The sequence below is a fragment of the Streptomyces sp. NPDC127114 genome, from assembly GCF_042677525.1.
Classification (GTDB): Bacteria; Actinomycetota; Actinomycetes; order Streptomycetales; family Streptomycetaceae; genus Streptomyces.
The window spans coordinates 29321-46456 of sequence record NZ_JBHXTJ010000041.1 but is presented as its reverse complement, the minus strand read 5'-3'; the positions used below and the strand labels follow the sequence as shown (position 1 = coordinate 46456).

General features: G+C 75.1%; 15 protein-coding genes. 6 read left to right on the top strand and 9 right to left on the bottom strand.

Translation table 11 applies throughout. The features are described from left to right. Positions 1-23: 23 nt before the first annotated feature. From pepN to ACFVGS_RS30290, 4 genes are all read right to left on the bottom strand, one after another. Positions 24-2507, bottom strand: a complete 2484-nt coding sequence (pepN, locus tag ACFVGS_RS30305; RefSeq protein ID WP_385694894.1) for an aminopeptidase N — start codon at positions 2505-2507, stop codon at positions 24-26. A 147-nt stretch (positions 2508-2654) separates the two neighbouring features. After that, positions 2655-3650 carry an asparaginase gene (locus ACFVGS_RS30300; protein WP_385694891.1) on the bottom strand — a complete coding sequence of 332 codons (996 nt, stop codon included), beginning with the start codon at positions 3648-3650 and terminating at the stop codon, positions 2655-2657. After that, a complete protein-coding gene (locus ACFVGS_RS30295) occupies positions 3650-4084 on the bottom strand; it encodes a chorismate mutase (RefSeq protein WP_384418894.1) in 435 nt (144 codons plus the stop codon). The genes ACFVGS_RS30300 and ACFVGS_RS30295 overlap by 1 nt, the downstream gene beginning before the upstream one ends. A gap of 11 nt (positions 4085-4095) precedes the next feature. Further along, on the bottom strand, positions 4096-4983 hold the full coding sequence (locus ACFVGS_RS30290) for a helix-turn-helix domain-containing protein (protein WP_384418897.1): 888 nt from the start codon (positions 4981-4983) through the stop codon (positions 4096-4098). A gap of 95 nt (positions 4984-5078) precedes the next feature. Here ACFVGS_RS30290 and ACFVGS_RS30285 point away from each other — a divergent pair, with 95 nt between their 5' ends. Continuing rightward, entirely contained in the window at positions 5079-6827 is a 1749-nt protein-coding gene (locus tag ACFVGS_RS30285; protein ID WP_384418900.1) for a beta-galactosidase family protein, read from the top strand. Positions 6828-7015: 188 nt separating this feature from the next. Here the strand turns inward: ACFVGS_RS30285 and ACFVGS_RS30280 are convergent, their stop codons facing one another. Beyond that, positions 7016-7801 (bottom strand): S1 family peptidase, encoded by a 786-nt coding sequence (locus tag ACFVGS_RS30280; protein ID WP_384418902.1) that lies wholly within the window; start codon positions 7799-7801, stop codon positions 7016-7018. Between the two features lie 221 nt (positions 7802-8022). On the opposite strand from ACFVGS_RS30280, the gene ACFVGS_RS30275 reads away from it, so the two are divergent. Together ACFVGS_RS30275 and ACFVGS_RS30270 are read left to right on the top strand one after the other, a co-directional pair. After that, on the top strand, positions 8023-8862 hold the full coding sequence (locus ACFVGS_RS30275) for a hypothetical protein (protein ID WP_385694887.1): 840 nt from the start codon (positions 8023-8025) through the stop codon (positions 8860-8862). A 66-nt stretch (positions 8863-8928) separates the two neighbouring features. After that, positions 8929-10515, top strand: coding sequence for an ankyrin repeat domain-containing protein (locus ACFVGS_RS30270; protein WP_385694884.1), 1587 nt, complete (start codon positions 8929-8931; stop codon positions 10513-10515). A 54-nt stretch (positions 10516-10569) separates the two neighbouring features. On the opposite strand, the gene ACFVGS_RS30265 is transcribed toward ACFVGS_RS30270, so the two are convergent. The 4 genes from ACFVGS_RS30265 to ACFVGS_RS30250 all read right to left on the bottom strand — a co-directional run bounded on the left by ACFVGS_RS30265 (position 10570) and on the right by ACFVGS_RS30250 (position 14755). Beyond that, positions 10570-12351, bottom strand: coding sequence for a serine/threonine-protein kinase (locus ACFVGS_RS30265; protein ID WP_385694881.1), 1782 nt, complete (start codon positions 12349-12351; stop codon positions 10570-10572). A gap of 162 nt (positions 12352-12513) precedes the next feature. Further along, positions 12514-13080: a GNAT family N-acetyltransferase gene (locus tag ACFVGS_RS30260; RefSeq protein ID WP_384418913.1), complete on the bottom strand. Its 567-nt coding sequence runs from the start codon at positions 13078-13080 to the stop codon at positions 12514-12516. A 30-nt stretch (positions 13081-13110) separates the two neighbouring features. Continuing rightward, on the bottom strand, positions 13111-13986 hold the full coding sequence (locus ACFVGS_RS30255) for an SDR family oxidoreductase (protein ID WP_385694878.1): 876 nt from the start codon (positions 13984-13986) through the stop codon (positions 13111-13113). After that, the gene (locus ACFVGS_RS30250) at positions 13973-14755 is read right to left on the bottom strand and encodes an SDR family oxidoreductase (RefSeq protein WP_384418918.1); all 783 of its coding nucleotides are present in this window, start codon (positions 14753-14755) and stop codon (positions 13973-13975) included. The genes ACFVGS_RS30255 and ACFVGS_RS30250 overlap by 14 nt, the downstream gene beginning before the upstream one ends. Positions 14756-14818: 63 nt before the next feature. On the opposite strand from ACFVGS_RS30250, the gene ACFVGS_RS30245 reads away from it, so the two are divergent. Genes ACFVGS_RS30245 through ACFVGS_RS30235 form a run of 3 tightly spaced genes read left to right on the top strand, consistent with a single transcriptional unit; the run spans position 14819 to position 17126 of the window. After that, the gene (locus ACFVGS_RS30245) at positions 14819-15571 is read left to right on the top strand and encodes an enoyl-CoA hydratase family protein (RefSeq protein WP_385694875.1); all 753 of its coding nucleotides are present in this window, start codon (positions 14819-14821) and stop codon (positions 15569-15571) included. After that, entirely contained in the window at positions 15568-16416 is an 849-nt protein-coding gene (locus ACFVGS_RS30240; RefSeq protein WP_384418924.1) for a CoA transferase subunit A, read from the top strand. Before ACFVGS_RS30245 ends, ACFVGS_RS30240 begins: the two co-directional genes overlap by 4 nt. Then, the gene (locus tag ACFVGS_RS30235) at positions 16413-17126 is read left to right on the top strand and encodes a CoA-transferase subunit beta (RefSeq protein WP_384418927.1); all 714 of its coding nucleotides are present in this window, start codon (positions 16413-16415) and stop codon (positions 17124-17126) included. Before ACFVGS_RS30240 ends, ACFVGS_RS30235 begins: the two co-directional genes overlap by 4 nt. The last annotated feature ends 10 nt before the right edge of the window (positions 17127-17136 follow it).

The following is a 17136-nucleotide window of genomic DNA, read 5'->3' as shown; positions in this document are numbered from 1 at the left end:
CAGCCGCGCGGGCAGGCGCCGGCCTAGCCGCGGGCCCGCAGGGCCCGGCGCAGGTCGTCCAGCTGGTCGGTCAGCTGGCGGCGGAGGGCCGGGATCATCGTGTCCTCCGCGAGGTGCCGCTCGCCGAGGGCCAGGGCCTCCGCGTCGACCGCGTACGCCGGGAAGCCCCGGCGGCCGGCGGCCTCCGCCATGGCGGGGCCGCGGCGCTCGGCCATCGCGACGGCGTCGGGGTAGAAGCGGGCCAGGTAGTCGCGCAGCAGCTCGGCCTGCTCGGGCTGCCAGAAGCCCTGGGCGGTGGCCGTGAACAGGTAGTTCGACAGGTCGTCGGAGTCGAACATGGCGGACCAGGCGGCCGCCTTCGCCTCCGCCGTCGGCAGCGCGGCGCGGCAGCGGGCCGCGCCCTCCTGGCCGGTGGCGCTGGGGTCGCGCTCCAGCTCGGCGGCGATCGTGGCCTCGTCCGTCGCGCCGAGGACGGCGAGCCGGGCGAGGATGCGCCAGCGCAGCTCCGGGTCGAGCTCGGGGCCGCCATGGACCGTGCCCTCCTCCAGCCAGGAGGCGATCTTGTCCGGCGTGGTCGCGCTGTCGACGAGGACGCGCACGGCGGTCAGGCGCAGGCCCGGTGCCTCGCCGTCCTCGGTGCGGCGCAGCAGGTCGCGGGTGATCGCCGTGATCGTGGCGAGGGCGGCCGGGCGCTCGGCCTCGGAGACGTAACGGTCGGCGATCTGGGTACGGGCGAAGCCCAGCACGCCCTGGACGACGGCGAGTTCGGTCTCCTCGGGGAGGTGTGCGGCGGCGAACTCCAGGTACTCGGCGCCGCCGAGCTCGCCGTCGCGGACCATGTCGCGCATGGCGTTCCAGACGACCGCCCGGGTGAGCGGGTCGGGGATGCGGGAGATGCCGCGCAGGGCGCTCTCCTCGGACACCTCGTCGAAGCGCATCTTCGCGTAGGTGAGGTCGCCGTCGTTGAGGACGACCAGCGCGGGGCGCGGCCCGTCCAGTGCGATCGGGGCGTCCTGCGGGACGTCGGCCCCGACGCGCTCGCGCAGCACGAGCTCGCCGGCCGCGTCGTGGTCGTACACGCCGACGGAGAGCCGGTGCGGGCGGCTGCCCCGGTGGTCGACGGTGAGCCGCCACCTGGTGCCCTCGCCTTCCAGGCGGGGGGTGAGGACGTCGACGCCCGTCGTGCGCAGCCACTGCTCGGCCCAGGCGTGGACGTCGCGGTCGGTGGCGGCGGCGAGGTTGTCGACGAAGTCGGCGAGGGTGGCGTTGCCGAACTTGTGCCGCTTGAAGTGGATGTTGATGCCGGCGAGGAAGTCCTTCTCCCCCATCCAGGCGACGAGCTGCCGCAGCGCGGAGGCGCCCTTGGCGTAGGAGATGCCGTCGAAGTTGAGCAGGGCGGAGGCGGTGTCGGGCACGGCGTCCGGGTCGGGGGCGACGGGGTGGGTGGAGGGCCGCTGGTCGGCCTCGTAGCCCCAGGACTTGCGGGTGACGCCGAAGTCGATCCAGGTGTCGGCGAAGCGGTCGGCGCAGGCCTCGTTGATGGTCTGGAAGCCCATGTACTCGGCGAAGGACTCGTTCAGCCAGATGTCGTCCCACCAGCGGAGCGTGACGAGGTCGCCGAACCACATGTGGGCCATCTCGTGGGCGATGACCATGGCGCGGGTCATGCGCTCGGTGTCGGTGACGGCGGAGCGGAAGACGAACTCGTCGCGGAAGGTGACGAGTCCGGGGTTCTCCATGGCGCCCGCGTTGAACTCGGGGACGAAGGCCTGGTCGTACGAGTCGAAGGGGTAGGGCTCGTCGAACTTCTCGTGGTAGCGGTCGAAGCAGGCCTTGGTGACGTCGAGGATCTCGTCGGCGTCGGCGTCCAGGTGGGGCGCGAGCGAGCGGCGGCAGTGGATGCCGAACGGCAGGCCGGCGTGCTCGGTGCGGACCGAGTGCCAGGGGCCGGCGGCGACGCAGACGAGGTAGGTGGAGAGCAGCGGGGTGGGCGCGGCCTTCCAGCGGCCGTCGGGCTGCTGCTCGGTGATGCCGTTGGACAGGACGGTCCAGCCCTGGGGTGCGGTGACGGAGACCTCGAAGACGGCCTTGAGGTCGGGCTGGTCGAAGGCGGCGAAGACGCGCTGGACGTCCTCCATGAACAGCTGGGTGTAGACGTACGCCTCGCCGTCGGTGGGGTCGGTGAAGCGGTGCATGCCCTCGCCGGTGCGCGAGTAGCGCATGGTGGCGGTGACGGACAGGGTGTGCTCGCCCTCGGTCAGGGTGAGCGGGAGCCGGTTGCCGTCGAGGGTCGTGACGTCGAGCGGCTCGCCGTCGAGGACGGCGGAGTGGAGGGTGTCCGGCTTGAGCTCGACGAAGGTGGTCCCTGCGGCGCGGGCGCCGAACCGGATGAGGCTGGTGGAGCCGAAGGTCTCGTCGCCGGTGGTGAGGTCGAGGTCCACGGTGTAGTGGTGGACGTCGAGGAGCTGGGCACGGGTCTGCGCTTCGTCGCGCGTCAGTACGGACATGGGCCCCATGCTGCCCGATGCCTCCGGGCCCGGGGAGGGGCGTTCACCGAGAGCTCAGGACGGGGGCCCGTCCGGCGGACCCGCCGTGGTGCGCGGGGCGGGTCCGCGGGCGTGTCGTCCGGACCGGGCCCGCAAGGGCCTGGCGGGTCAGGCGAGTCCGGCGCCGTCGAAGTGGGCGAAGGCGGCGGAGATCCGGGGCCGGTCGTAGCCGGCCGGTCCCCTGGCGCCGCTGGAGAGCAGGGCGTGGAGCAGCAGACGGGCCTTGGCCGGGGCGAGCGGGCCCGCCGGGATCAGGCCGCGGTGGAGCAGGTCGTACTCGGAGCCGGGGCTCCGGTAGGTGTCGGAGAGGGTCGCGCCGGCTCCGGTGCGGGAGGCGAGGACGACCGGCATGCGCTCGGCGAGCGCTGCCAGCGGCTCGACGAACCAGGCGGGCACGTGTCCGGCGCCGAAGGCGGCGACGACGAGGCCGTCGTGGCGGTCGGCGACGGCTTCGAGGAGTTCGCCGCGGTCGCCGAGGGAGAGCGTCAGGAGGGCCACCCGTACGTCCGGGTCGAGGCGCAGCGGGCAGACCCGGGCGGGGACGGTGGGGCGCAGCAGGATCCGCGGCACGCCCTCGACGACGGAGCCGAGCGGGCCTGCGCCGGGCGAGGTGAAGGTGGCGACGGAGGTGGTGTGGGCCTTGTGGGCGAAGCGGGCCGCGTGGATCTCGTCGGCGAGGACGACGAGGACGCCGAGTCCGCGGCAGCCCGGGTCGGCGGCGACGGCGAGGGCGGCGGCCAGGTTGGCGGGGCCGTCGGCGCCGGGCAGGTCGGGGCGGCGCATGGCGCCGGTGACGACGACGGGCTCCTCGGTGGTGCAGAGCAGGTCGAGGAGGAAGGCGGTCTCCTCCAGGGTGTCGGTGCCCTGGACGACGACCACGCCGGAGCCCTCGGCGACGGTCTTGCCGACCTCGTCGGCGAGGGCGGCGACGTCCGCGAAGGAGAGGGTGGAGCTGGGGACGCGCCGGAAGTCCCGCAGCTCGACGTCGACGCCGGCGGGCGCGACGCCGAGCTCGGCGAGCACCTCGGCGCCGGACATGCGGCTCGCGTCACCGCCGCGCGCGGAGATGGTGCCGCCGAGGGTGAATACGGTGACGCGTGCCATCAGCGTGCTCCGTCCGCGATCGTCCGGTCCGTCGTGGCCGTCGTCGTGTCCTGGGCGGCGGGCCGGTCCTCGGCCCTGTCGTCCTCCGCCATGTCGTCCGCGGTCACGTCGTCGTCGGCCATGTCGTCCGCGGTCGTGCCGTCCGCGATCGTCTCGTGGTGGCGGATGACCTCCGCGATGATGAAGTTCAGCAGCTTCTCCGCGAACGCCGGGTCCAGTTTCGCGCTCTCGGCGAGTTCCCGCAGCCGGGCGATCTGACGGGCCTCGCGGGCCGGGTCGGCGGGCGGCAGCTGGTGCCTGGCCTTGAGGACGCCGACCTGCTGGGTGCACTTGAAGCGCTCGGCGAGCATGTGGACCACCGCCGCGTCGATGTTGTCGATGCTCTCGCGCAGCCGGGTCAGCTCGGCCCGTACGGACTCGTCGATCTCGCTCATGACCAGCGAGCCTATCCGGATCCGGTGAGGATGGTGGGCGGGTGTTCGGGATCCGGAACGGTGTTGCTCCAGCCGCCCGGGACGGTCCTGCCCTGCTGCTCGCGGAAGCGGATGGGGGCGGTGCCGACCCTGCGGGTGAAGAGCCGGGAGAAGTAGGCCGGGTCGTCGTAGCCGACGCGGCGGGCGACGGCGGCCACGGGCAGGTCGGTGGCGGCGAGGAGTTCCTTGGCGCGGCCGAGGCGGACGGTGAGCAGGTAGTCCTTGGGGCTGCAGCCGGCGGCGCGGCGGACGGCGGTGCGCAGCTCGGCGGCCGTCATGCCGTGCCGTGCGGCGTGCTCGGCGACGGACATCCGGCTGAAGGCGTCGCGGGCGAGGGCGGACAGGACCGGGTCGCCGTCGGCGTTGGTGTCGGCGCGGGCGCGGCGCAGCGCGACGAGGAGTTCGTGGACGGCTGCGGCGGTCTCGACCTCCAGGAGCGGGTTCCCGGGGCGGGCGGCGCGGGCGATGCGGCCGACGGCGGCGCGGGCGGGCGCGGCGTCGGCGAGCGGGACGACGGGCCGCTCGGGCTCGATGTAGCCGAGTTCGGTGTAGGTGGCGGTGGCGGGTCCGGTGAAGTCGACGAAGGACTCGTCCCAGCCGGTGCCGGGATCGGCGGAGTAGTGGTGGGGCACGCCGGGGGTGAGCCAGATCAGGGCGGGCGCGGTGACGGTGGTGCGGCGGCCGTCGGGGCCGCGGTACCAGCCGCTGCCGGAGCTGACGACGACGGCGACGTGGTGGTCGAGGGTGCGCGGGCCGACGGTGGGCAGGGCGCCGTGCTGGAGGCCGACGCCGAGGCAGACCAGGCCGAGCCGGTGGTGGACGGGGCTCGGCGTGAAGTAGCGCATCCAGGTGTGGTACATCGCGCGGCTGCCTTCCTCACGTCCCGCTGAACGTCCAAACTGCGACGATCTTTGTCCATGGACCGGTCCGCCGCCAGAGGGCGAAGGTGAGGCGCATGAGCGAGTTCGTGGTGGGTGACGAGGACTTTCTGCTCGACGGGCGGCCGGTGCGCCTCCTGTCGGGCGCGCTGCACTACTTCCGGGTGCACGAGCAGCAGTGGGAGCACCGGCTGGGGATGCTGCGGGCGATGGGCCTCGACTGTGTCGAGACGTACGTGCCGTGGAACCTGTACGAGCCCGAGCCGGGCCGGTACGGGGACGTGGACGCGCTCGGCCGGTTCCTGGACGCGGTGGCACGGGCCGGGATGCGGGCGATCGTGCGCCCGGGGCCGTACATCTGCGCGGAGTGGGAGAACGGCGGTCTGCCGCACTGGCTGACGGGGCCGCTGGGGCGGCGGGTGCGCACGGACGACGCGGAGTACCTGGCTCCCGTGGACCGCTGGTTCCGGCGGCTGCTTCCGCAGGTGGTGGAGCGGCAGGTGACGCGGGGCGGCCCGGTGATCCTGGTGCAGGTGGAGAACGAGTACGGCAGTTACGGCACGGACGCCGGGTATCTGCGGCACCTGGCGGACCTCCTGGTGGAGTGCGGGGTGGAGGTGCCGCTGTTCACCTCGGACGGCCCGGAGGACCACATGCTGACGGGCGGCTCGGTGCCGGGCGTGCTCGCGACGGCGAACTTCGGCTCGGGCGCCCGGGAGGCCTTCGCGACGCTGCGGCGGCACCAGCCGAAGGGGCCGCTGATGTGCATGGAGTTCTGGTGCGGCTGGTTCGACCACTGGGGCACGGAGCACGTCGGGCGGGACGCGGCGGACGCGGCGGCGGCCCTGCGGGAGATCCTGGAGTGCGGGGCCTCGGTCAACGTCTACATGGCGCACGGCGGGACGAGCTTCGCCGGCTGGGCCGGGGCGAACCGGTCGGGCCGGCTGCACGACGGCGCGCTGCGGCCGACCGTGACCTCGTACGACTACGACGCGCCGGTCGACGAGGCGGGGCTGCCGACGGAGAAGTTCTGGCGGTTCCGCGAGGTCCTCGCGGAGTACGCGCGGGGGCCGCTGCCGGAGGTGCCGGAGCCGCCGGTGCGGATCGGGGCGCCGGCGGCCGGCGCCCCGGACGGCTGGGCGCCGCTCGCGCAGGTCCTGGAGGTGCTGGGCGACGAGGAGTCGGAGTCGCCGGTGCCGCCGGCCTTCGAGGAGCTGGGCGTGGACCGGGGCCTGGTCCGCTACCGGGTGACGGTGCCGGGGCCGCGGCAGCCGTATCCGCTCTCCGTGACGGGCCTGCGGGACCGGGCCGTGGTGTACGTGGACGGGCTTCCGGCCGGGGTCCTGGAGACGGAGGACGCGGTGCTCGCCGAGCCGGTGGCGGGACCGGCCGTCGTGGACCTGTGGGTGGAGTCGCTGGGCCGGGTGAACTACGGGCCGCGGCAGGCGGAGCCGAAGGGCATCACGGGCGGGATCCGGCACGAGCGGCAGTTCCTGCACGGGGTACGGGCGCGGGGCCTGCGGCTGGACGCGTTCGAGGCGGCGGCGGTGGCGAAGGTGCCGTTCGGTCCCGTGGCCGCCGGGGCCGGGCCGGGGCTTTACCGGGCCACGGTGGAGGTCGGCTCGCCGGGCGACGCGTGGCTCCGGCTGCCGGGCCGGACCCGCGGCTTCGTCTGGGTCAACGGCTTCTGCCTGGGCCGCTACTGGAACGCCGGCCCGCAGGACTCCCTGTACGTGCCGGGCCCGGTGCTCACGGCCGGCCCGAACGAGGTGTGGGTGCTCGAACTGGAGGGCGGCGACGCGGCCGGGCCGGCGGAGCTGGCGTAGGGCGTGCCCTTCGGCGGCGCGGGCGGTGCGGGGCGGCGCGGGCGGTGCGGGGCGGCGCGGCCGGCCCGGACGTGCCCTGGTGTCGCGGGTGCCGCCGGTGCGCGGTGGAGCTCGCCCGAAAGCGGTGGTGCCCGGGACCTGTCGGTCCCGGGCACTCCGTACGCGTGCCGGTCGGTCGTCGTGCGGTGCTACAGGGTGGCCGCCGCGGACTTGATCGCGGAGGCGAAGGTGGACACCTCGGTGTAGACGCCGGGGTAGCCCGCGCGGGCGCAGCCCTCGCCCCAGCTCACGATGCCGACCTGGATCCAGGCACCGTTGTTGTCCTTGCGGAACATCGGGCCGCCGGAGTCGCCCTGGCAGGTGTCGACGCCGCCCTCGTTGTAGCCGGCGCAGATCTCCTCGCCGGGGACGAGGGAGCTGCCGTAGGCGGACTGGCAGTCGGCGTCCGAGACGAACGGGACGGTCGCCTTGCGCAGGTACCGCTGCTGCGAGCCGCCCTCACGGGTGGCGCCCCAGCCGGCGACCGTGAACGTGCCGCTGTTGTACGCGGTGGTCTCGGCGATCTTCAGGTTCGGCAGGCTGGTGATGGGCGAGGCGAGCTTGATGAGGGCCCAGTCCTTGCCCTGTCCGTTGTAGCCGGGGGCCTGGTAGACCTTGGTCGAGCGGACCTTGATGGCGCTGCTCGACTGGAGGTCCACGACGCCGGCGGTGGCGGTGATGCCGGTGTTGTTGCCGGAGCCGCTGACGCAGTGCGCGGCGGTGAGGACGACCTGAGGGGTGATCAGGGAGCCGCCACAGCCCATGGAGAGCCTGACCATCCAGGGGAACTCACCCTGGGCGGCGCGGGTGCCGCCGACGACGGGCGCGGGCGCGGCGGAGGCGGTGGTGGGCTGGAGGCTGACGGCGGCGAGGACGACGGCGCCCGCTGCGGCGAGTTTCTGCAGCGCGCGGACCAGCCTGTTCTTCTTCTGCATACGACTGCCTTCTTTCATGGGGGGTTGATCTTGATGGCATGTGCCCGTCAAGACGTGGTCCGGATTATGGAGAGGGCGCAACGGGCGTCACAAGGAGGCGTTTTCGGCCAGACGGGCGACGGCCCGGGCCCGGGCCCGCCGGGTCGGACCCGGTCGTGGTCGGCCGTACGGGCTCCAGGTCGGCCGGCGCCCGTACCCTGGACGGCAGGGGGTGATCCGGGATGCCGCACAGCGATGAAGTCTCTCCCGTGGTCCACGGGTTCCCGCACCTCGACACGGTCCGCTCGTCCATCACGGCGCTCTATCGGCGGCTCTCCCCGGACGGCGTACGGCGCTACGAGGTCAGCGTCCCGGCCTCGGACGTCCTGGTCGACGACAGCGACGGACTGCACCTCGGCGCCCAGCGGGTGGCCCGCGCGCTCGTCCGCCAGCTGCGGCTGCCGGAGGCCCGGATGGTCGTGAGCTTCCGGGCCATGGAGCACGCGGCGAGCGTCGAACTGAGCGCGGGCCCGGAGTACTTCGTCGAGCTCAACGAGCGCTTCGCCCGCCGCGAGCACCGGCGCGACATCGGCGCCGCGCTCGCCCACGAGATCACCCACGTCCTGCTGCACCGGCTCGGCCTCACGATGCCCACGACCGCCGGGAACGAGATCCTCACCGACGTCGCCGCCACCTACCTCGGCGCGGGCTGGCTGCTCCTCGACGCCTTCCGCAGGGACGGCATGTCCAGCCAGAAGCTCGGCTACCTGACGCCGGAGGAGTTCGGCTACGTGCTCGCCAAGCGGGCCGCGGTGTTCGACGAGGACCCGTCGCCCTGGTTCACCAGCGCGGTCGCGTACGAGGCGTGGCTGCGCGGCCGGGAGGAGGCCGCCCGCGACTGGCGGCGCCCGCCGCTGGCCGGCGCGGGCTGGGCGGCCCGCCGCCGGGCCAGGGCGGCCGGCGGGGACGGCGTGTTCCCCTGCCCGGTGTGCGGGCAGCGGCTCCGGGTGGCCGCCGGCGGGCAGCGGCGGGTCAGGGCCAGGTGCGGGGTGTGCGCCACCGTCCTGGAGTGCGCGACCTGACCGTGCGGGCCCCGCGCACCGCAATGCGTTTGCGCCGTTCGGGTGCTTCGGGTGAGGGTCGGGCCCATGAGCAGGTTGTGGGACGCACTGTGGACCGGGGACGACGACGGGCTGGTCCGGGCCCTGCGCGAGGGTGCCGACGCCGAGGCCCGGGACGACGGCGAGACGCCGCTCTACCGCGCGGCCGTCGGGAACCAGCCGGTCGCCGTGCGCCTGCTGCTCGCCGCCGGCGCCGACCCGGGGCGGGCGAGCGGCGAGGACGACGGGGACCTGCCGCTGTGCGGGGCGGCCTGCGGCGGCCACACCGAGGTCGTACGAGCGCTGCTCGCGGCCGGCGCGGACCCGGACCAGGAGGAGGGCTACGGCTTCACCGCCCTGGCCTGGGCGGTACGGCTCGGGCACACCGAGGCGGCCGGGGCGCTGCTCGCGGCCGGCGCGGATCCCGCCCGGCCCGGCCCCGACGGGCTCGTCCCGCTGACCGCCGCCGCCCGGCGCGGCTCGCCCTCGCTCGTCCGCCTGCTCCTGGAGCACGGCGCCGGACGCGATCGCGCGGCGCTCGCGGAGGCGCTGGCCGAGGCCCGGCGCTGGATCGGTGCCGACATGGCGGCGGTGCTGCGGCGCGGGCTGGTCGGAAGCGGCGGCGCGGCGGACACGTACGAGGCGGTGGTGCGGCGCGTGCCGGAGGACGGCGGGATCACCGTGGTCGTCGAGCTGCTGCGCGAGGACGGCGCGCCGAGCCGCGGCGACGAGCGGCAGACCGGCCACGCGGCCGTCGCCACTCTCCTGGAGGGCGCCCTCGGCGCGCCCGTGCCGCTCGAGGAACTCGCCGGGCGCGCGCTGGCCTGCGGCGATCCCGAGCAGGACGACTGGACGACGGCGGTCGACGCGCTGGCCGCCCGCGCCGACGAGACGGTGTTCGTCACCGCCACGGGCTGGTGCGCGAGCCCGGACCCCCTCCGCCGCGCACTGGGCGCCCGCGTTCTCGCGGCCCTGCCCGGCTTCACGGCGAGCGCCGTACCGGTCCTGCGCCGCCTGGCGGCGACGGAGGCGGGGGCCGGGGAAGGGCCCGGGGAGGGGTGCGGGGCGGGGGCCGGAGCCGGGGCCGGGGCGGGCTCCGGGTCCCTGGAGGGGCCCGGAGCCGGGGCCGGCGCGAGAGAGGCCGGGCGGGAGCCCGTCGCTTCCGTGGTCGTCGCGCTCGGGCGGTGCGGGGACGGGAGCGCCGTGCCCGAACTGCTCGCCTTCGCCGGGCATCCGGACGCCGAAGTACGGCGGCAGGTGGCCGCCGCGCTCACGGGCATCGTGCCGGCCGGGCACGCCGAGGCGGTCGGGACGATCGTGGCGCTGAGCCGGGACCCCGACGCGCGGGTACGGGACTGGGCGACGCTCGCGCTCGCCGAGCTGCCCGACGACACGCCCGTCGTCCGGGAGGCGCTGGCCGCCCGGCTCGCCGACCCGGACCCGGAGACGGCCGCCGAGGCGGCCCGCGGCCTGGCCATCCGTCAGGACCCGCGCGCCGTCGAGGCGCTGGCCCGCGTCCTGGCGGACGGCGACCCGGAGGGCCCGGCCCGCGAGACGGCCCTGTCCGCGCTGGAGCACGTGACGGACCCGCGCGTCAGGACCCGCCTCGAGTGGACGGCGCCGCGCTGCCGCTGACCCTCCGGCCGCGGCGGGAGGGAGCCGTCGCCGGGCCCGGCCGCCGGCCGCGGTTCAGCGCCCGGCGGTGGCGCCCCGCTCGGTCGCGTTCGGCCAGACCGTCAGGTCGACGGTCATGAAGGCCGGCAGGCGCCCGGGCATGGCGGTCGCCTTCACCTGGACCACGAGCAGCGCGATGTCCCCGGAAGGATGCCGGACGCAGATCTCGCTGCCCGCCGACACCGCGGCCAGCGGCAGGCTGTGACTCTTGCTCGCGGTGGCCATGAGCCGGCACTCGTCGAGACCGGTCCCCGGCTCGCCGTACATGAGGATGACGGAACTGCTGTCGCTCTTCAGCTCGCAGCCGGTCCGGTCGCACTCCAGGCGCAGGTCACCGGAGCGGTCCTTGCGGTCGACCGGCTTCCTGATGCCCAGCGAGTTCTTCTCGTCCAGGAACCGTCCCGGGTAGCCCACGGGCCGCGGCGAGGCGGACGGCCCGGCGGACGGGGCCGCCGGGACGCCCGTCCCGCCCGCCGTTCCCTCCGTTCCCGTCGAGCCCTGTGAGGCCGTCGACGCGGTCGGGCCCGGCGATGCGGTGGAACCCGTGGCGCCCGTCGGGTGCGACGAGGCCGACGAAGGGCCCTTCGCGCCGCGGTCGGCCAGCCGGTCCAGGGCGTCGCCGACCAGCAGCGTCACCCCGGTCAGCAGCAGCGCCGCGGCCGCGACGGCCCCGGTCGCGACCAGCGCGGTGCGCCGCCTGCGCGCCCGGCGCTCCTCGGCCGGCTCGTCCGCGCGCCCCGACGGCGCGTGCGGCCGCGGCCAGGGAGCCGAGGGCGGAAGCGGGGCCGGCGCGGACGGGAGGACCGGTGCGGGCACGCCCGGGGACGCGGGCATCGCGCCGGGAGTGAGCACGGGCGTCGGCATCGCCACCGGCGCCACGGGCGTGGGCTCGGGGACCGGCGGCGGGATCTCCGGGTCGGGGCCCTTCACCTCCCGCCAGACGGCCGGGCCGACGCCCGCGTCGAGGTCCCCGCCGAGGTGCCGGCGGCACCACTCCACGACCTCCTTCGCGGTCACCCGCTCCGCCGGCTCGGCGGCCAGGCAGCGGGCGATCAGCGGTCGGAGCTGCTCCGGCAGGAGCGACAGATCGGGGTCCGAGTGGACGATCCGGTACAGGACGCTGACCCCGGGGCCGTCCCCGTACAGCGGCCGGCCGAGAGCCGCGAACGCCGCGGTCTGGCCGAGCGCGAAGATGTCGGTGGCCGGGGTGACCTCGCCGGCGGAGGCCTGCTCGGGCGCCATGAAGGAGGGCGTGCCGACGGCGGCGCCGGTGGCGGTGTGCGAGGAGACGCCGGAGGCCAGCGAGATCCCGAAGTCGATCACGCGGGGCCCGTCGGCGGCGAGCAGCACGTTCCCGGGCTTGAGGTCCCGGTGCACCACGCCCACTCCGTGGATCGCCTGCAGCGCCTCGGCCACGCCGGCCATCAGCCACAGCACCGCCGGGACCGGGAGCGGCCCGCGCCGGGCGACGGCTTCGGAGAGGGAGGGTCCGGGCACGTACAGGGTGGCGAGCCAGGGCGGTGTGCCGTCGGCGTCGCCGTCGATCAGCTCGGCGGTGTACGCGCCGCGGACGCGGCGGGCGGCCTCCATCTCTCGGCGGAAGCGCCGCCGGAAGTCCGGGTCGTCGGCCAGCTCGGGCCGCACCACCTTGATCGCCACCGGCCGGCCGCCCCGCGTGTGCGACAGATAGACCCGCCCCATGCCGCCGGCCCCCAGCCGCGCGGCGAGCCGGTATCCGCCCGCTTCCACCGGGTCGTCCGCCTGCAAGGGCCGGAACACCTCGGTCGCGCTCTTCATCCGCCTCGTCCCCCCGTTCCCCGGCCGACCGGCGCGTCGACCAGGGCAGCAGCCTAGGCGAGCGGATCCGACGGCCCGACAGAGGCCGGGTCGCGGGCGCCGGCCGCACGCGTCGCCGGACGGGGTCCAGGGCCTTCCGGGCGGATCAGGGCCGGACAGGCCCTAGGCGTCCCGGTGTCGGGTGTGCAGATGGCCGTCGAGCGGGAAGTCGGGCGGCGACGCGGGCAGGACCCGGTCGAAGGCGTAGCGGCTCTTCTCCGCCACCCGGCACGAGGCGAGGTTGTCCACCTGGTGCAGGAGGTCGAGCCGGCCGAGTCCGCCGGCCCCGAACGTGCCGAAGGCCCAGCCGGTCAGGACCTCCAGCGCACGGGGCGCGACGCCCCGCCCGCGCGCGTGCGCCGCGGTCCAGTAGCCGACCTCGGCCGACGAGGCGCCCGGCGTCGCTCCCTTGAGCACCACGCCGCCGGCCAGCCGCCCGTGGTCCGCACCGGGCGGCACCTCCAGGACCGCGAAGCCGAACCGGTCCCCCGCCGCCCGTCCCCGCTCCTGGTCCCGCACCCACCGCGTCGCGTCGGCCTCGTTCTCCACGGCGAGGCTGGTCCAGCGGCGCAGCGCGGGATCCCGGCACACGTCGACGAGAGCGGCGACGTCCTCCGTGCCCCACGGGCGGAGAACGAGGGCAGGAGCGGACGGCGTCGGGGCCGCACGGAGTAACAGGGTGTCGTTCACCCGGTCATCCTAGGTGCGGGCGGGGCGACTTCAGGTGCCGTAGACGGGGTGCGGGGGTTCCGACGCGGCCAGGAGTTTCCGGGTGGCCTCGCCCGCTTCCCTGGGGGTCCAGCGGCTGGGGCTGGTCGCCGTGGGGCCCGGGCGCCAGCCTTCCATGACGGTCAGGCGGCCGCCTTCCGCCTCGAAGACGCGACCGGTGACGCCGGCGGAGGCGGTGGAGCCGAGCCAGACCACGAGGGGGGAGACGTCCTCGGGGAGTGCGGCGAGGTCCGCGAAGGTCTGCTCGGTCATGCGGGTGCGGGCCGCCGGGGCGATCGCGTTGACCTGGACGCCGTAGCGGGCCGTCTCCGCCGCCGCGACCAGCGTGAGGCCGACGATCCCGGCCTTGGCCGCGGCGTAGTTGCCCTGGCCGACGCTGCCGAGGAGGCCGGCGCCCGAGGTCGTGTTGATCACGCGGGCGGCCACCGGACGGCCCGCCTTGGACTCGGCCCGCCAGTGCGCGGCGGCGTGCCGCAGCGGCAGGAAGTGGCCCTTCAGGTGGACCCGGACCACCGCGTCGAAGTCGTCCTCGGCCAGGTTGACGAGCATCCGGTCGCGCAGGAAGCCCGCGTTGTTGACGAGGGTGTCGAGCCTGCCGAAGGATGCGAGGGCGGTCCGCACCAGGGCCGCCGCGCCCTCCTCCGTCGCGATGTCGCCGCCGTGGGCGACGGCCTCGCCGCCCGCCGCGCGGATCTCCTCGACGACCCGTCCGGCCGGGCTGTCGGCGTCCGGCCGCCCGTCGAGCCCGACGCCGAGGTCGTTGACGACCACCCGGGCGCCCTCCGCGGCGAAGGCCAGCGCGTGCGCCCGCCCGAGCCCGCGTCCCGCGCCCGTCACGGCCACCACGCGTCCGTCACACAGAGCCATGTCCGTCCTCCTTGTCGGCTGTTGCGGCGTCCAGGAAGGCGGGGCGCTCCCCGCCGCCGTGCACGAGCAGCGACGCCCCCGACACGTACGCGGCCCGGTCGGAGGCGAGGAAGACCGCCGCCTCCCCGATCTCGGTCGGCTCCGCGAGCCGCCCGAGCGGGACGGTGCGGCCCACGGCGGCGACGCCCTCGGCGTCTCCGTAGTGCAGGTGGGACAGTTCGGTGCGCACCATGCCGAGGACGAGCGTGTTGACCCGTACCTCGGGGGCCCACTCGACGGCCATGCTGCGGGCCAGGTTCTCGAGTCCGGCCTTGGCGGCGCCGTACGCGGCGGTGCCGGGTGAGGGCCGGGTGCCGCTAACGCTGCCGATCATGACGACGGAGCCGCGGGCGGCGCGCAGTCGCTCGTACGCGGCGAGCGAGACGGCCAGCGGGACGGTCAGGTTCAGCTCCAGGACGCGCGCGTGCCGTCCGGGGTCCTCGGTTGCCGTCAGGGGCCGGTACGGCGTCCCGCCCGCGTTGTTCACGAGCGTGTCGAGCCGTCCGTACCGCTCGGCGACGCGGGCGAGGAAGGCCGTCACGTCGGCGGGTCTGCGCAGGTCGGCAGGCTCGAACACGGCCGTGCGGCCCGCGTCTTCGACCGGTTCGTCCGGTGGCCGGCGGGCGCAGACCACGACCTGCGCGCCGGCCCGCAGGAAGGCCCGGGCGATGCCCGCGCCGACTCCCCGGGTTCCGCCGGTGACGACGGCGACTCTCCCGTCCAGCTCCATCGGCTGCTACCTTCCTCCCAGCGCACCTAACAAACGTTTGGTGGAAAGGTAGCTGATCCGCTCATGGGTGTCTCCACCTCCCGCCCGGACAAGGGCGTCGCACTCGTCACCGTCGACTTCCCACCTGTCAACGCCCTCCCCGTGCGGGGCTGGTACGAGCTCGCCGACGCCCTGCGCACCGCCGGGCGCGACCCGGAGATCCGCTGTGTCGTCCTCGCCGCCGAAGGCCGCGGATTCAACGCGGGCGTCGACATCAAGGAGCTCCAGCGCGACCCGGGCCACGGCGCGCTGGTCGGCGTCAACCACGGCTGCGCCGAGGCCTTCGCCGCCGTCTACGACTGCGAGGTGCCGGTGGTCGCGGCGGTCGGCGGCTTCTGCCTGGGCGGCGGCATCGGCCTCGTCGGCAACGCGGACGCGATCGTCGCCGCCGACGACGCCGTCTTCGGGCTGCCCGAGCTCGACCGGGGCGCGCTCGGCGCCGCCACCCACCTGGCCCGGCTCGTGCCGCAGCACCTGATGCGCGCCCTCTACTACACCTCGCGCACCGCCACCGCCCGGGAGCTGCACGCCCACGGCTCGGTCTGGAAGGTGGTGCCGCGCGCGGAACTCCTCGCCTCCGCCCTGGAACTCGCGGGCGAGATCGCCGCGAAGGACGGCACCCTCATCCGGCTCGCCAAGGCCGCCCTCAACGGCATCGACCCGGTCGACGTACGGCGCAGCTACCGCTTCGAGCAGGGCTTCACCTTCGAGGCCGCTCTCGCCGGAGTCGCCGACCGGGTCCGCGACACCTTCGGGAAGGACGGCGGGGAGCGGTGACCGACAAGACCATGACCCCGGACGAGGTGGCCGGACGGCTCCGCTCCGGCATGACGGTCGGGATCGGCGGCTGGGGCTCGCGGCGCAAGCCGATGGCCCTGGTCAGAGCGCTGCTCCGGTCCGAGATCACCGATCTCACCGTCGTCTCCTACGGTGGCCCCGACGTCGGTCTGCTCGCCGCCGCCGGCCGGATCCGCCGGCTCGTCGCCCCCTTCGCGACCCTCGACTCCATCCCGCTCGAACCGCACTTCCGGGCCGCCCGCGAGCAGGGCCGGATCGCGATGACCGAGTACGACGAGGCCATGTTCATGTGGGGGCTGCACGCCGCCGCCAACCGGCTGCCCTTCCTGCCCGTACGGGCCGGTCTCGGCTCCGACGTCATGCGGGTCAACCCCGAGCTGCGCACGGTCACCTCGCCCTACGCGGACGGTGAGGAGTTCGTCGCCGTGCCCGCGCTGCGGATGGACGCCGCCCTCGTCCACCTCAACCGCGCCGACCGGCTCGGCAACGGCCAGTACCTGGGCCCCGACCCGTACTTCGACGACCTGTTCTGCGAGGCCGCCGACACCGCGTACGTCTCCTGCGAACGGCTCGTCGACGCCTTCCCGGCCGACACCGCCCCGCAGACCCTGCTGGTCAGCCGGCACAGCGTGACCGGCGTCGTCGAGACCCCGAACGGGGCGCACTTCACCTCCTGCGTCCCCGACCACGACCGCGACGAGGCCTTCCAGAAGCTCTACGCGACCACCCCCTGGCCCGAGTTCGCCGCACGCTTCCTGTCCGGCGGGACCGAGGACGACTACCAGGCCGCCGTCCGCGTCTGGCGCGAGGAGGACCAGAAGTGATCACCCGTGCCGAGTACTGCGTCGTCGCCTGCGCCGAGGCCTGGCGCGACAACGGCGAGGTGCTCGCCAGCCCCATGGGCCTCGTGCCCTCCCTCGGCGCCCGGCTCGCCAAGCGGACCTTCTCCCCCGACCTCCTCCTCACCGACGGCGAGGCGCTGCTCGTCGGCCTCGACGGCCGGCCGGAGGGCTGGCTGCCGTACCGCCGCCACCTCACCATGGTCACCGGCGGCAGACGGCACGTGATGATGGGCGCGAGCCAGATCGACCGGTACGGCAACCAGAACATCTCCTGCGTCGGCGACTGGGACCGGCCCGCCCGCCAGCTGCTCGGCGTGCGCGGCGCACCCGTCAACACCCTCAACAATCCGGTGAGTTACTGGATCCCCCGGCACTCGCCGCGCGTCTTCGTCGAACGCGTCGACATGATCAGCGGAGTGGGTTACGACCATGCCGTCGGCCCGTACCACCGACTGCCCCGGGTGGTCACCGACCTCGCCGTGCTCGACTTCGCGACGCCCGACCACCGCATGCGGCTCGCGTCCGTGCACCCGGGAGTGACCGTCGACGAGGTCAGGGCCGCGACCGGCTTCGAGCTCGTGACCGACGGCGAGGTGCCGTACACCCGCGAGCCGAGCGCCGAGGAGCTGCGCCTGATCCGGGAGGTCGTCGACCCGGGCGGGCTGCGCGACCGGGAGGTCGCGCCCCGATGACGGTCCCCGT

Coding starts and splice junctions, on each gene's coding strand:
- pepN (WP_385694894.1), bottom strand. CDS start 2,507: ATGTCCGTACTGACGCGCGACGAAGCGCAGACCCGTGCCCAGCTCCTC.
- ACFVGS_RS30300 (WP_385694891.1), bottom strand. CDS start 3,650: ATGGCACGCGTCACCGTATTCACCCTCGGCGGCACCATCTCCGCGCGC.
- ACFVGS_RS30255 (WP_385694878.1), bottom strand. CDS start 13,986: ATGGCTCTGTGTGACGGACGCGTGGTGGCCGTGACGGGCGCGGGACGC.
- ACFVGS_RS30265 (WP_385694881.1), bottom strand. CDS start 12,351: ATGAAGAGCGCGACCGAGGTGTTCCGGCCCTTGCAGGCGGACGACCCG.
- ACFVGS_RS30280 (WP_384418902.1), bottom strand. CDS start 7,801: ATGCAGAAGAAGAACAGGCTGGTCCGCGCGCTGCAGAAACTCGCCGCA.
- ACFVGS_RS30275 (WP_385694887.1), top strand. CDS start 8,023: ATGCCGCACAGCGATGAAGTCTCTCCCGTGGTCCACGGGTTCCCGCAC.
- ACFVGS_RS30250 (WP_384418918.1), bottom strand. CDS start 14,755: ATGGAGCTGGACGGGAGAGTCGCCGTCGTCACCGGCGGAACCCGGGGA.
- ACFVGS_RS30295 (WP_384418894.1), bottom strand. CDS start 4,084: ATGAGCGAGATCGACGAGTCCGTACGGGCCGAGCTGACCCGGCTGCGC.
- ACFVGS_RS30270 (WP_385694884.1), top strand. CDS start 8,929: ATGAGCAGGTTGTGGGACGCACTGTGGACCGGGGACGACGACGGGCTG.
- ACFVGS_RS30245 (WP_385694875.1), top strand. CDS start 14,819: ATGGGTGTCTCCACCTCCCGCCCGGACAAGGGCGTCGCACTCGTCACC.
- ACFVGS_RS30290 (WP_384418897.1), bottom strand. CDS start 4,983: ATGTACCACACCTGGATGCGCTACTTCACGCCGAGCCCCGTCCACCAC.
- ACFVGS_RS30285 (WP_384418900.1), top strand. CDS start 5,079: ATGAGCGAGTTCGTGGTGGGTGACGAGGACTTTCTGCTCGACGGGCGG.